Raw genomic sequence first — 14016 nt, 5'->3', positions numbered from 1 at the left:
TGAGATTAAACATTCATTAAAGAGGCATTAATAGAACGTAAAACTTCGGCAGGATCTTGGGCTTGTGTGATTGGGCGACCAATAACCAAATAATCTGAACCTGAACGCACCGCAGCAGCAGGAGTCATTACTCGGCGCTGATCGCCAAAATCTGAACCAATCGGACGGATGCCCGGTGTCACCAATTTGAAATCAGCACCTAAGTTTTTACGCAAAATTTCCACTTCTTGAGGCGAACACACTACGCCATCTAAACCCGCACGTTGTGCTAAATGTGATAAACGAATTACTTGCTCAAGCGGTGATGCGTTGATACCAATTTGAAGCAAATCTAAATCTTCCATGCTGGTTAATACCGTCACCGCAATTAAAAGCGGCGCATCTTTCCCATAAGGTTCAAGAATTTTTTTCGCCTCTTCCATCATGGCTAAACCGCCTGAAGCGTGCAAATCCACCATCCACACACCTAAATCTGCCGCAGAACGCACTGCACGTGCCACCGTATTTGGAATATCGTGATATTTTAAATCTAAGAATACATCAAACTGACGTTCATGAAGTTGTTTTACGAAGTTAATACCTAAGCTCGTAAACATTTCTTTACCCACTTTTAAACGGCAAAGGCTCGGATCAATTTGATCCACCAAACTTAATGCTTCGGCTTCTGTTTCATAATCTAAAGCAACAATAATTTTGCTGTCCATACTTTTTCCTTTTTATACTTGATTTTCAATTCCGCGAATCGGCTTCACTTTTTCCCATTGACGACAGGAAGGGCAACACCACATTAATTTATGGCTTTGATAACCGCAGTTTGTACAACGATAATCAAAACCTTGACGGATGCGTTCGCCCACCATTTTATGAAGTAGCACTAAACTCTCTTTGGCGCGCCCTTCTTCTGCATCATCCACTTGGTACTGAATAAATCGATGGAACAAGAACATGTTCGGATTTTGCCCAATTTTTTGATAAATTTTACTTTGGGCGTTAGCACGGCTATCTTGTTGTTCAATCAAATCGGCCAACGCTAAATCAACGCTCGCATTAGCGGTTGCTTGGCTTGCTCGAATTAAAAATAACTCGAATTGTTCAAGTTGATTGAGTGCTGTATAACATTCCTTTAATAAAGGCAACGCTTCCCCCACAAAATCGGGGTTCTGTTCCAAAATATGTTCTAAAACGTTAACCGCACTTTGGTAGTCTTGCTGTTCGATCAGCTTCTCACCAAGCATCATTGAAGCACGCACACAACTTGGGGACACTGAAAGAGCCTGACGCAGAATCTCTAAGGCATTTTCTTTACTCTCTGACGGCAAAGTGCGGACAAATTCACAATAAAATTGCGCTAATTCCATATTATCTGAATTAGGCTTAATTTTTGCCAATTTTTCTGCAACATTAATCGCTTTTTTCCATTCTTTGGTTTTTTGATAAATAACTGCAAGTTGTTGCAATGCGCCTTCCGCAAATTCCGGCTCATCCACCAATAAAATATAAATACTCTCTGCTCGGTCAAAAAAACCCACGGACATAAAATCTTTAGCTAGCTGTTGTTTTGCCAACAATTTTTGCTCAAAAGAATAATTTGGGCTACGGTCAAGAGCTTGATGAATACGTAAAGCACGATCGACTTCACCGCGAGAGCGGAATAAATTACCTAATGTTAACTCAGCTTCAAACTGAGAATGTTGCTCGATTTCATTTTCTGTTTCTTGCTTTTGAAGCATATCTAAAAAGAGATCAACCGCTTTTTCAGTTTGATTAGATAATAGAAAATTTACCCCCGTAACATAATCACGAGAGAGTTTATTGCTGATATCTTCCTGATCTTTTTTTGCACTACGATGCCCCATATACCAGCCATAAGCGGCAGCAATGGGCAACAACAGGAAGAGTAATTCAATCATTATTATGCAGCCTTATTAAGACTTGTGGTCATCTCATTAATTTGCTGATTTAGACGTTTTACTTGGCGCGTTAATGCCATATTTTTAAGTTTTAATTTGAGATAAAAAATCCCCGTCACTAACCAGCCTAAAATAAAACCAAATCCAAATAAAATGGCCACTAAAGTAGAAAGTTTAAAATCACTTTGTGCAAACATATAGTTGAAGGTAATAACTTGATCATTATTTGCACCCACCGTAATTGCAACTAAAATAATAGCAAGCACAATAATAAAACCGAAAATATATTTGAACATAGTATGCGACTCCCAAATTGACATTGCCCCATTATGCCAAAATTTAAAACAAAAAACGACACTTTAACGTGCCGTTCTTTGAGTAATTTTAAACTATTTGTAAAAATTAAGCATGATTATCAACGCGCTCTTTGAGCTCTTTGCCCGCTTTAAAATGCGGTACACATTTCGCCTCTAATTTAACGCTCTCACCTGTTTTCGGATTGCGTCCAATACGTGGTTGACGAAAATGCAACGAGAAACTGCCAAAACCACGAATCTCAATTCGCTCCGCATTTTCCATGCTCAAAGACATATGTTCTAAGATTTCTTTTACCGAATTTTCGATATTTTTGATACCAATCGTTGGATTACGTTGACTGATTGCGTCAATTAATTCTGATTTTGTCATAACATTATCCTTTCAGTTGAGAGGGCTGCTTATCTTCAATAGAAGTCCCTAATAAAACAACGTCATTTTTGACCGCGCTTTACCAGTTATTCACACACAAAAATCACGTTGTTTCACTTAATAAATTTATGTAATAAACAACTGGCGAGCAAAAACTCGCCAGTTTGATTAGTTAGGGAATAAATTATTCACCTTTAGCTTGAGCGAATGCTGCTGCCATTGCGTTAGGAACAGCCACTTCTTCTTGTTTGCTGTTTACTGACGCTAATGCTGCTGCTTCATCAGCTTGATCTTTTGCTTTCACTGATAAGTGAACGATACGTGCTTTACGATCTGAACCGGTGTATTTCGCTTCAACAACATCACCTGCTGCAACTTCAGAAACTAAATCTGCTGCACGGATGTAACCTTCAACGCCACCGGCTAATTCAACTTTAGCACCTTTCGCATCAGCTTCAACAACAGTTGCAGACACTACTGCACCTTTTTTGTTGATTGCCACGAAGTTGTTGAACGGATCGTCTTCTAATTGTTTGATACCTAAAGAGATACGTTCTTTCGCTGAATCTACTTGTAAAACAACTGCTTCTACTTCGTCACCTTTTTTGTAGTTACGAACAGCTTCTTCACCTTGAACATTCCAAGAAATGTCAGATAAGTGAACTAAACCATCGATACCACCTTCAAGACCGATGAAGATACCGAAATCAGTGATTGATTTGATTTTACCTGAAACTTTGTCACCTTTGTTGTGAGTTTCTGCAAATTGTAACCATGGGTTTGGTTTGCATTGTTTCAAGCCTAAAGAAATACGACGACGTTCTTCATCGATTTCTAATACCATCACTTCAACAGTGTCACCTAAGTTAACCACTTTTGAAGGGTGGATGTTTTTGTTTGTCCAATCCATTTCAGAGACGTGAACTAAACCTTCAACGCCATCTAAAATTTCAACGAAACAGCCGTAGTCTGTTAAGTTTGTTACTTTACCTGTTAATTTGCTGTTTACAGGGTGGTTTTGAGCGATTGCAGCCCAAGGATCTTGACCTAATTGTTTTAAGCCTAATGAAACGCGAGTTTTATCTTTGTCGAATTTCAATACTTTAACTGTGATTTCATCACCAACGTTAACCACTTCGCTTGGGTGTTTAACACGTTTCCAAGCCATATCAGTGATGTGTAATAAACCGTCAACACCGCCTAAATCAACGAATGCACCGTAATCTGTTAAGTTTTTAACAATACCTTTCACTTCTGAACCTTCAGCCAAGTTCGCTAATACTTCATCGCGATCTGCTGAGCTTTCTGATTCAATAACTGCACGGCGTGAAACAACTACGTTGTTACGTTTTTGGTCTAATTTGATAACTTTGAATTCTAATTCTTTACCTAAAAGGTGATCTGCATCACGTACCGGACGCGTATCAACTAATGAACCCGGTAAGAATGCGCGAACACCGTTTAACTCAACTGTGAAGCCGCCTTTCACTTTACCGTTTACTAAACCAACAACGCTTGCTTGTGCTTCGAATGCTTTTTCTAATTCGATCCAAGATTCGTGACGTACTGCTTTTTCACGTGAAAGTTTAGTTTCACCGAAACCGTCTTCAACAGCGTCTAAAGCAACGTTTACAACATCGCCAACTTTAACGTCAACTTCACCTTGTGCATTTGCGAATTCTTCCGCCGGGATACGCGCTTCAGATTTTAAACCTGCATCTACGTACACAAAGCCTTTTTCGATAGCAACAACAGTACCGTTGATGATTGAACCTAAACGTTGAGTTTCAAGGTTTTTTAATGATTCTTCAAATAATTGAGCAAAAGATTCTGACATATTTAATCTTCTTTTAAAGGTTAATAACATCCACTCAAAATCCATTATTAAGTGGGGTTGATAATAACGTTCATTCATCCCTGAATAAACAGGTTAAATTTTACCGATTAACGTTTACTTTCAATGAATTGCAACGCTTGCGCAATTACTTCTTCAATGCTAAGTTCCGTACTGTCAAGCAACAATGCATCGTCCGCAGGTTTAAGCGGCGCGACCGCACGATTTCTATCACGAAAGTCCCGTTCTTGAATCTCGGCTAAAATCTGCGCAAAGTTACCATTAATTCCTTTATTTTGCAACTGTTTAAAACGTCTTTTTGCACGTTCTTCTGCACTTGCGTCTAAAAATAACTTCACATCCGCATTCGGAAACACCACTGTCCCCATATCACGCCCGTCTGCAATCAAGCCTTTTTCAGTTTTAGCAAAATCCTGTTGAACCTGTAACAACGCAGCGCGAACCTGTGGAAAGACGGCCGTTTTAGATGCCGCATCAGCCACTTCTTGTGTACGAATCTGCCCACTGACATTTTCGCCATTCAGAAAAATTTCAACTTCACCATTTTGGGGCACAAATTGAATATCTAATTGACGTGCCACTTCCGCCAAGGCCAATTCATCGTCTAATTTCACCGCACTTTTTAACGCGGCTAAGGCATTAACACGATAAATCGCGCCACTATCTAATAAGGCAAAACCTAATTTTTCCGCTAAGGCATAGCAAAGCGTCCCTTTGCCGGCACCGCTCGGACCATCTACTGTGATAATCATTTCAAATCCTACTTTTCAAAAAATACTTTTATTGCCTGCGCCATGCTATCAAGCATGTCATAACGCTTACGATACATAGAGCGTTTTTTACTTTGAATCTCATCCAAAGACTTGCGTTCAATGATTAAAGGCAATGTCCAATACCCTTGCGTATTTAATACGCCCTCATTTTCCTGCCAAAATTCGTCATAATTAAACAACAATTTTGAATGATCATTCCAACGATATTTCGCCTGATTTTTATGGGCAATCCCCAGCAATTCACAACCTAATGTTTCGGCTACATTTTTAAAGGCATTGACCAACATATACATCGGACGCATACCGTGCAGTTGTTTTGTTGCTACCTTAACTAATTCTTGCGCATCCGCAGAATTCGGGCCTTGAATTGAAGCGATTAACAATTGATTATTCGGCAACAACGTAAAAGAAGCATCATAAACGGAACGGCCTTCCGTGTTTTTAATATTTAACGAAAAAAAGCCTTCAAAAGGATCGATGCCATTAATATTCAAATAAACCGCCCAATCTTCTGTTAATTGCGCTAATTTCAAGGATGTATTTTCCACTAAATTTTGACAAATTGTTGTGCCAAATTTAGCTTCCGCTTGCTCAAAATTAGATTTAATTGCATTAATACGCGCTTGCGCAGAAAAACGGCGATCGCAGAATTTTTGTAACAACGCATTAACGCGATAAAAATAGCGCGTAAATACAGGCTGCCATAATGGTTTTTCATTCAAAAATTGTTCAAATTCACGAATTTGTTGGCGATGCAAAAAAGTATAAAAATAATAACGCCCAAAAGAACGCACTTTTTTCGCAAAACGGCGTTCATAGGCGTACATTTGGTTAAATGTTGGAAATGAAAATGAACTCACAAAAATCCTATTGTCTAATCAGATTGAACTCTTTAAAATTTGCGGAATTATACTCGTTTATCTTTTGCAAATGCAAACTGTCTGTCACAAGGACCATTCTTTAACCGATTAGGAAAAATATGAAACGCACAACGCTCTCTTTAATGATACTTGCTACCTTGACCTCATTCTCTGCCGTAGCCAATTTAGAACAACAACGCCAAAATTATCAGAAAATCAATGAATTACTGGCAATGTCACAAAGCTCAGCAACCCAAAATCTTGCGCAAAATTTGCTTGACCAAATTCAAGATTATCCGCTAGCTGCTTACGCTGAAGCCAAGTTGCTTCAAGCCAATAAAACCAATTTAACCTTAGCGGACATTGAAGCTTATCAGCAAAAAAATCCGCATTTGCCTTTTGCGACCGCATTAAAAAAAGAATGGTTAAAACAACAACAAGAAAAACAAGATTGGAAAACCATCTTGGATAACGCCGCTAAACTGCCATTGGATCAAGGATCACAATGTATTTTGGTGCAAGCAAAATCATATAATGCAGCAATAAAAGCCGCTGAAACCAATCATGACACACAAAAAACCGCCCAAAATCCCACCGCACTTTTACCTAAATTATCCCAAGATGATTTAACGACAATTTGGTTAACGGGACAAAGTTTGCCAAGCCAATGCGATCCATTGTTAACGCAATGGCATGAACAAGGTGGCTTAACCCCGGAATTAGCCAAACAACGTGCGGTAATGGCTTATGAGCAAGGTAATAGCGGTTTACTTTCTCATTTGGAAAAAATGTTAAAAGATGAAAAAAATCAGCGTTGGGCAAGAGATTTAAATGCATTGTTAAAATCCCCTGCGGAATTAATGAATGAAGATAATTTGTTCTATGTTGACATTATTCCAAACAAGCCTTTGGAAAAACGGGTGGTTTTGGCAACTTTTCCTGCCTATGTCAAAACATTGAATGAAGATAAGATCAAAGAGCCTGCGAAATATTTTGACAAATTTGAAACTTGGGCAACCAGTTTTGAATTAACGGCAAATCAATGCATTGAATGGAAAAAGCTTTATCTTGCTCAATTTTTTGATAGCGAAAACCCTGATTTCCAACGTTGGCGCGATGAACAACTTGTTGCATTAAAAGACGACAAATTAACGGAACGCCGTATTCGTATGGCAATTCGTGAAAAAGCGGATTACGCGAAATGGCTTGGATTGTTGTCTGATGCCACAAAAGCCAAAGACGAATGGCAATATTGGCTGGCTCAAAAAGCAGAAAACAAAACAAAATCTAAGGAAATTTTAACCGCACTTGCCAAACAGCGCGGCTTTTTCTCGATGTTGGCGGCAAAAGAATTAGGTATTCCATATCAACCTGAAATGCAAAAAAACCTTGAGCCAGCGTCAAAACCTAGCGCAACGCCTACGATTGAAACCACATTCCAAGCGGAACTCGCAAGAATTGCAGAATTACGTTATTTTGATGACACGAGCAATATGAATAGCGAATGGCGCAAATTATTGGATAACGCCACTTTTGAACAAAAATTACAATTATCAGGCTACGCTGCACAGCAAGGTTGGTACGATTTAGGCGTGGAAGCCACTATCCAAGCCAAAGCCTGGGATTATCTCAGCTTGCGCTTACCGAATGCTTATTCTGATTGGTTTGAGCTCAATTTAAAAGGCAAAAAAATTAGCCGCACTTTTGCTATGGCCATTGCGCGTCAAGAAAGCGCTTGGAAAACCCATGTTACTTCAGCCGCTAACGCTCGCGGTTTAATGCAATTATTGCCAAGCACCGCCAAATTAACCGCGGAAAAAACAGGGTTGCCTTACAGTAATGAAAGCCAACTTTTTGACCCTTTTAATAATATTATGTTAGGCACTGCGCATTTACAGGAATTATTTGATAAATATGGCGACAACCGTATTTTAATTGCCACGGCTTACAATGCAGGCGCACAACGTGTGGATAAATGGTTGGAAAAATCTGCAGGAAAATTAACCTTAGCGGAATTTGTGACTGCGATTCCTTTCTATGAAACCCGCGGTTATGTGCAAAATGTGCTGGCTTATGACAGCTTCTATCAAATTTTACAGCAACAACCACAACAATTGTTTTCAAAAGAAGAAGCAGATCGTTTATACTAGGCGTACTAGTTTAATAGTATAAAAGGAGAAGTCATGTATATTAGCCGCAATATGAACTATTGGAATGCCTTTATGGAAACCCTGCGCGCCGCATTTGCAGAAGGCAAAGAACAAGAACTTCTCACCTTGTTACTCACCGCAGACGAACGCGATGCGGTGGGTTTACGCCTTCAAATTGTGTCGCAGCTGTTGGATAAAAATCTGCCGCAACGGGAAATTCAGCAAAATCTGAATACCAGCGCGGCAACCATTACGCGCGGTTCCAATATGCTTAAACTGATGGAACCCGATTTTCTCGCTTGGGTAAAAGAACAAGTTGATGCTAAAACACAAAAATAACCTATTTAGTCTCAAGATTCTCCGCACTTTTTTCCGTTTAGGCAGAAGCCTGATACAACGCAAAACCAAAGGAAAGTGCGGACGTTTTTTTGCCCGTTTTTTCATCGCATTTCTAGCGTTCACCTTATTTTTCCGCTTCGTTCCACTGCCCTTTTCCGCTTATATGGTTCAACAAAAAGTGAGCCGGTTGTTGCAATTGAATTTGAGTGATGAAATGCATTATGACTGGGTTAGTTTGGATCAAATCTCACCCAATATGCAGCTGGCGGTCATTGCCGCAGAAGATCAACGATTTCCGACCCACTGGGGTTTTGACTGGAATGCCATAGAAAAAGCCTTGGAACATAATGAAAAATCCAAACGAATTCGTGGTGGCTCAACCATTTCCCAACAAACCGCGAAAAATCTTTATTTGTGGCACGGACAAAGTTGGCTTAGAAAGGGCTTAGAAGTCCCTGTAACCATAACATTAGAATTGCTTTGGTCAAAAAAACGCATTTTGGAAGTGTATTTAAATATCGCTGAATTTGGCAAGGGGATTTTTGGCGTAGAAGCCGCAAGCCGTTTTTACTTCAAAAAAGCCGCTAAAAATCTAACACAATCTGAAGCGGCATTATTGGCTGCAGTATTGCCCAACCCGATTATCTATAAAGTGAATGCACCAAGTGCATTAGTTAAACGAAAACAGGCGTGGATTATGCGTCAAATGAATGGATTAGGGAAAGGCTATTTGAATTTATTATAACGATTAATACCGAACAAAACGCTAATTTATCCCTAATTTTACCCTGATAATATAAAAATAGAATTCACTCAAAAAGGAAGAAAAACATGCTAAAACAACGACTTGGGAATATTTACCCTATTTTTATCTTTTTCATCACCAACCTTATTCTGCTTTCTTTCAGCCGCTTGCTACTAGGATTATGGCAACAAGAACGCGTTGAAGCGGTGAATGGCTGGTTACCCATGTTATTACAAGGCGTTCGCATTGATATTTCTTCGCTTTGTTGGTTATTTGCGCCCTTGGTCATTATCGCCGTTTTCTTTGGCGGAAATAATGGGGTTGGAAAAATAGCAAACTTTATTGTGCGCCTTGGCTTAACGGCATTTAGCACCTTTATTCTCTTTATGGAATTCGCGACACCTGCGTTTATTGAAACCTATGATACGCGTCCAAATCGCCTTTTTGTTGAATATCTGATTTATCCGAAAGAAGTATTTAATATGCTTGCCAACGGACATTTAGTTGCGCTAGTTTCTACCCTCATTTTAACCGCACTTTGTGCTTTGGCATTTTGGAAATTAGCCAAAAAAGTCAGCCAAAACCTGCATTATTTCGGCTGGAAATGGCGTCCTGTAGCTTTCTTACTCATTGGCAGTCTCATGTTTTTAGGGGCGCGCTCAAGCCTGCAACATCGTGGGATCAACCCATCAATGGTGGCATTTTCATCGGATCCCTTGGTTAATGCCCTAACGCTCAACTCAGGCTATTCGGTTTTATTTGCCATTCAACAGATGAAAGATGAAGATAAATCGTCAGAAATGTACGGCAAAATGGCGTTAGAAGATGTGGTTAACACGTTGAAAGAAGTGCGTGGACGTCCTGAAACGGATTATATTTCCACCACCTTACCCACGCTGACCCAAAACCAAGCCACTTATCAAGGTAAACCGAGAAATATCGTAATTATTTTGGAAGAAAGTTTAGGTGCGCAATTTATTGGTACTCTTGGTGGCAAACCACTTTCACCAAACTTTGATCAACTCGCGCAACAAGGTTGGTTATTTGACAATCTCTATGCCACAGGCACACGCTCTGTTCGCGGAATTGAAGCCGTCACCGCCGGATTTACGCCAACACCTGCACGCGCTGTAGTCAAACTGACGGGCGCACAAACAGGCTTTTTTACCATTGCTGAATTATTAGGCAAACAAGGTTATCACACTTCTTTTATTTACGGCGGCGAAAAACATTTTGACAATATGGCAAGCTTTTTCTACGGCAACGGCTTTCAACAAATTATTGATCAAACGGATTATGTTAACCCAAAATTTACCAGCACTTGGGGCGTAAGTGATGAAGATCTTTTTGACAAAGCTCACGAAAAATTCACCGCACTTGCCAAAGAAGACAAGCCATTTTTCAGTTTGGTATTTACCTCAAGCAATCACGATCCTTTTGATTTTCCTAAAGGAAAAATCGAACTTTACGAACAACCGCAAGAAACACGCAATAACGCAGCCAAATATGCGGACTACGCCCTAGGGCATTTCTTTAAGCTTGCGCAACAATCTGCTTATTGGCAAAACACGATTTTCTTAGTGATTGCGGATCACGATTCCCGCGCAGGCGGTGCCGCTTATGTTCCTGTCAACAATTTCCATATTCCAGCCTTAATTTTAGGTGAGAATATTCAACCACAACGCGACAACCGTTTGGTTAGCCAAATTGATATGCCAACCACCTTACTTTCCTTGGCGGGAATTAGTGGCGATTATCCAATGCTTGGCTATGATTTAACGAAAGAAAGTCCAAACCGTGCCTTAATGCAATACGATAAAGTTTTTGGTTATATGCGTGAAATCAATGGGCAAAAAACCTTAGCCATTTTGCAACCGGAAAAACCGGCGGAAGGTTTTCAATATGACAGCGAAAGCAAAACCTTAATCCCGGCGAATATTCCTGAAGAAATGAAAAAACAGGCGTTAGCTTACGTGCTTTGGGGAAGCATTGCCTATAAAGAAAAACTCTATCGTTCAGAAAAATAGCGTGGTTTATCTTTTCGATCGGGTTGAGTGTTGTGACTAAAGTGCGGTAAAATTTGCGCCCATTTTTTACGGAGTCATTCATGCGCTTATTTATCGCCGAAAAACCAAGCCTTGCACGCGCTATTGCTGATGTATTACCCAAGCCGCATACTCGTGGTGATGGTTTTATTCGTTGTGGCGAAAATGACTATGTCACTTGGTGCGTGGGGCATTTATTGGAACAGGCTGAACCCGATGCTTATAACCCTATTTTTAAGCAATGGCGCTTAGAACATTTGCCGATTATTCCTGACAAATGGCAATTAATTCCGCGTAAAGATGTTGCTAAGCAATTGAAAACCGTAGAAAAACTCATTCATCAAGCAGACGAACTCATTAACGCAGGCGACCCTGATCGCGAAGGGCAACTACTGGTGGACGAAGTATTTAGTTACGCCAATTTGAGCGCAGAAAAACGCGATAAAATTCAACGCTGTCTTATCAGCGACTTAAACCCAAGTGCGGTGGAAAAAGCGGTAAAAAAATTACAACCTAACCGCGATTTCATTCCGCTCGCCACATCCGCTCTCGCTCGCGCCCGCGCAGACTGGTTGTATGGTATCAATATGACCCGCGCTTATACTATTCGTGGACGCCAAGCAGGTTACAATGGTGTACTTTCCGTGGGACGCGTACAAACCCCTGTACTGGGTTTAATCGTCCGCCGCGATCTTGAAATTGAACATTTTCAACCGAAGGATTTTTTTGAAGTTTTGGCGCACGTTAAAACAACAGAAAAATCCACCGCGCTTTCATCGGATGTGCCTTCTTTTACCGCCTTATGGCAACCTAGCAAAGCTTGTGAAGATTATCAAGATGAAGATGGGCGCGTCCTATCTCGTGCGTTGGCTGAAAATGTGGTTAAGCGAATTGCCGATCAGCCTGCGGAAGTTACCGCTTATGAAGACAAACGTGAAAAAGAAACGGCACCACTTCCCTATTCTCTTTCAGCCTTGCAAATTGACGCGGCAAAACGTTTTGGTATGTCCGCACAAGATGTGTTAGACACCTGTCAAAGTTTGTATGAAAAACACAAATTAATCACCTATCCACGTTCTGATTGCCGCTATTTGCCCAATGAGCATTTTGCTGATCGAGCCAAAGTATTAGCCGCCATTCAAGTTCATTCTCATGACTATCAAACCTTACCAAGCGCGGTTAATTTGGAACAAAAAAATCGCTGTTGGAATGATAAAAAAGTGGAAGCGCACCATGCTATTATTCCGACAGCCCAAAATCGCCCAACCAGCCTAACGGTGTGGGAACAGAATATTTATAACCTTATTGCGCGCCAGTACTTAATGCAATTTTGCCCCGATGCTGAATATCGAAAAAGTAAAATTACCTTAACCATTGCCGGCGGGTTTTTTATTGCCCAAGCACGAAATTTACAAATTGCCGGTTGGAAATCCCTGTTAGGCAAAGAAGATAACGATGAACAACTGGATCCGCCATTACCGGTAGTAAAAAAAGGGGATGTTTTATATTGTGAAAAAGGCGAAATTGTCAGCAAAAAAACGCAACCGCCCAAACCCTTTACCGATGCAACTTTGCTTTCAGCAATGACAGGGATTGCGCGTTTTGTGCAAGATAAAGAACTCAAAAAAATCCTACGTGAGACCGATGGATTAGGCACAGAAGCCACCCGTGCGGGTATTATTGAATTGCTTTTTAAGCGGGGTTTTTTAACCAAAAAAGGACGTAATATTCACAGCACTGAAGCGGGCAGAATTCTTATTCAAGCATTGCCCGATTTGGCTACGCAACCTGATATGACTGCACATTGGGAATCGCAATTGAATGGCATAAGCAAAAAAGCCGTGAGTTATCAACAATTTATGTATCAATTAACGCAAATGTTACCTGATTTGGTGCAATTCGTTAATTTTTCTGCCTTGCGACAACTAAGCCAAATCGCCAATAATCCAAAACCTAAATTTAAAAATAACAAAAAATCCGCAAATAGCGAAAAAAACACCAAAAGCGCGGTTGATTCTGAATAAGTTTTCAGCAATTAAATAAAAATAACTTGCGAACACACTAAATATTCGGTAACATTTGCGCGTTTTTATTTACAGAGAAAAAAGAATGTATAGTGTTTTAATGTTTGTTTATCTTATCGTTGCGATCGTTATGATCGGCTTTATCTTAATTCAACAAGGTAAAGGCGCAGATGCAGGCGCATCATTTGGCGGTGGCGCATCAGGGACTGTATTCGGCTCAGCCGGTTCAGCAAACTTTTTATCACGTACAACAGCCGTTTTAGCAACGGTATTCTTCGCAATTAGTATTGTATTAGGAAATCTAAATGCCAACCGTGGTCATGTTGAGCAAGGACAATTTGATGATTTATCTCAAGCCGCTCAACAATTAGAACAACAAAAACCAGTGGTAGAAAATCCAAATAAAGATATTCCGCAAAACTAATTACAATCTAAAAAATCAAATTAACGCTCTGGTGGTGGAATTGGTAGACACGCTATCTTGAGGGGGTAGTGACCGTAGGTCGTGCGAGTTCAAGTCTCGCCCAGAGCACCAATCAACAAAAAGCCTAGTTTAATGACTAGGTTTTTATTTTTTAAAATGTGTTATATTTCAATAGATTACATTTCTTATACAGCCGTGCCCAGT

At 40.2% G+C, this 14016-nt stretch carries 13 protein-coding genes and 1 tRNA gene; 7 read left to right on the top strand and 7 right to left on the bottom strand.

Annotated features, from left to right (window positions below; all coding sequences use genetic code 11):
* Positions 1–5 precede the first annotated feature (5 nt).
* The 7 genes from pyrF to E7T07_RS03345 form a co-directional block, all read right to left on the bottom strand.
* On the bottom strand, positions 6–704 hold the full coding sequence (gene pyrF, locus E7T07_RS03375; protein WP_135709509.1) for an orotidine-5'-phosphate decarboxylase: 699 nt from the start codon (positions 702–704) through the stop codon (positions 6–8).
* Between the two features lie 12 nt (positions 705–716).
* On the bottom strand, positions 717–1910 hold the full coding sequence (gene lapB, locus E7T07_RS03370) for a lipopolysaccharide assembly protein LapB (RefSeq protein ID WP_135709508.1): 1194 nt from the start codon (positions 1908–1910) through the stop codon (positions 717–719).
* A 2-nt stretch (positions 1911–1912) separates the two neighbouring features.
* Complete coding sequence (locus E7T07_RS03365; RefSeq protein ID WP_135709507.1) at positions 1913–2206, bottom strand: LapA family protein; 294 nt, start codon at positions 2204–2206, stop codon at positions 1913–1915.
* 106 nt (positions 2207–2312) lie between these two features.
* A complete protein-coding gene (locus E7T07_RS03360; RefSeq protein ID WP_135709506.1) occupies positions 2313–2597 on the bottom strand; it encodes an integration host factor subunit beta in 285 nt (94 codons plus the stop codon).
* A gap of 184 nt (positions 2598–2781) precedes the next feature.
* Positions 2782–4434 (bottom strand): 30S ribosomal protein S1, encoded by a 1653-nt coding sequence (gene rpsA, locus E7T07_RS03355; RefSeq protein ID WP_135709505.1) that lies wholly within the window; start codon positions 4432–4434, stop codon positions 2782–2784.
* 107 nt (positions 4435–4541) lie between these two features.
* On the bottom strand, positions 4542–5204 hold the full coding sequence (gene cmk, locus E7T07_RS03350) for a (d)CMP kinase (protein ID WP_135709504.1): 663 nt from the start codon (positions 5202–5204) through the stop codon (positions 4542–4544).
* A gap of 8 nt (positions 5205–5212) precedes the next feature.
* Entirely contained in the window at positions 5213–6052 is an 840-nt protein-coding gene (locus E7T07_RS03345; RefSeq protein ID WP_135709578.1) for a VirK/YbjX family protein, read from the bottom strand.
* A gap of 152 nt (positions 6053–6204) precedes the next feature.
* On the opposite strand from E7T07_RS03345, the gene E7T07_RS03340 reads away from it, so the two are divergent.
* The 7 genes from E7T07_RS03340 to E7T07_RS03310 all read left to right on the top strand — a co-directional run bounded on the left by E7T07_RS03340 (position 6205) and on the right by E7T07_RS03310 (position 13923).
* Positions 6205–8235, top strand: coding sequence for a transglycosylase SLT domain-containing protein (locus E7T07_RS03340; protein ID WP_135709503.1), 2031 nt, complete (start codon positions 6205–6207; stop codon positions 8233–8235).
* 33 nt (positions 8236–8268) lie between these two features.
* On the top strand, positions 8269–8574 hold the full coding sequence (trpR, locus tag E7T07_RS03335) for a trp operon repressor (RefSeq protein WP_135709502.1): 306 nt from the start codon (positions 8269–8271) through the stop codon (positions 8572–8574).
* On the top strand, positions 8555–9319 hold the full coding sequence (mtgA, locus tag E7T07_RS03330) for a monofunctional biosynthetic peptidoglycan transglycosylase (protein WP_135709501.1): 765 nt from the start codon (positions 8555–8557) through the stop codon (positions 9317–9319). Before trpR ends, mtgA begins: the two co-directional genes overlap by 20 nt.
* An 86-nt stretch (positions 9320–9405) precedes the next feature.
* Positions 9406–11346, top strand: a complete 1941-nt coding sequence (locus tag E7T07_RS03325) for an LTA synthase family protein (protein ID WP_135709500.1) — start codon at positions 9406–9408, stop codon at positions 11344–11346.
* 80 nt (positions 11347–11426) lie between these two features.
* Positions 11427–13388 (top strand): DNA topoisomerase III, encoded by a 1962-nt coding sequence (locus E7T07_RS03320; RefSeq protein ID WP_135709499.1) that lies wholly within the window; start codon positions 11427–11429, stop codon positions 13386–13388.
* Between the two features lie 85 nt (positions 13389–13473).
* On the top strand, positions 13474–13812 hold the full coding sequence (gene secG / locus E7T07_RS03315) for a preprotein translocase subunit SecG (protein WP_135709498.1): 339 nt from the start codon (positions 13474–13476) through the stop codon (positions 13810–13812).
* 25 nt (positions 13813–13837) lie between these two features.
* Positions 13838–13923, top strand: a tRNA-Leu gene (locus tag E7T07_RS03310).
* Positions 13924–14016 lie beyond the last annotated feature (93 nt).

Origin of the sequence: Actinobacillus porcinus, assembly GCF_901764995.1 — a bacterium.
GTDB lineage: Bacteria > Pseudomonadota > Gammaproteobacteria > Enterobacterales > Pasteurellaceae > Exercitatus > Exercitatus porcinus.
This window is presented reverse-complemented; position numbering and strand designations above follow the sequence as displayed.

Coding starts and splice junctions, on each gene's coding strand:
- pyrF (WP_135709509.1), bottom strand. CDS start 704: ATGGACAGCAAAATTATTGTTGCTTTAGATTATGAAACAGAAGCCGAA.
- lapB (WP_135709508.1), bottom strand. CDS start 1,910: ATGATTGAATTACTCTTCCTGTTGTTGCCCATTGCTGCCGCTTATGGC.
- E7T07_RS03365 (WP_135709507.1), bottom strand. CDS start 2,206: ATGTTCAAATATATTTTCGGTTTTATTATTGTGCTTGCTATTATTTTA.
- E7T07_RS03360 (WP_135709506.1), bottom strand. CDS start 2,597: ATGACAAAATCAGAATTAATTGACGCAATCAGTCAACGTAATCCAACG.
- rpsA (WP_135709505.1), bottom strand. CDS start 4,434: ATGTCAGAATCTTTTGCTCAATTATTTGAAGAATCATTAAAAAACCTT.
- cmk (WP_135709504.1), bottom strand. CDS start 5,204: ATGATTATCACAGTAGATGGTCCGAGCGGTGCCGGCAAAGGGACGCTT.
- E7T07_RS03345 (WP_135709578.1), bottom strand. CDS start 6,052: ATGTACGCCTATGAACGCCGTTTTGCGAAAAAAGTGCGTTCTTTTGGG.
- E7T07_RS03340 (WP_135709503.1), top strand. CDS start 6,205: ATGAAACGCACAACGCTCTCTTTAATGATACTTGCTACCTTGACCTCA.
- trpR (WP_135709502.1), top strand. CDS start 8,269: ATGTATATTAGCCGCAATATGAACTATTGGAATGCCTTTATGGAAACC.
- mtgA (WP_135709501.1), top strand. CDS start 8,555: ATGCTAAAACACAAAAATAACCTATTTAGTCTCAAGATTCTCCGCACT.
- E7T07_RS03325 (WP_135709500.1), top strand. CDS start 9,406: ATGCTAAAACAACGACTTGGGAATATTTACCCTATTTTTATCTTTTTC.
- E7T07_RS03320 (WP_135709499.1), top strand. CDS start 11,427: ATGCGCTTATTTATCGCCGAAAAACCAAGCCTTGCACGCGCTATTGCT.
- secG (WP_135709498.1), top strand. CDS start 13,474: ATGTATAGTGTTTTAATGTTTGTTTATCTTATCGTTGCGATCGTTATG.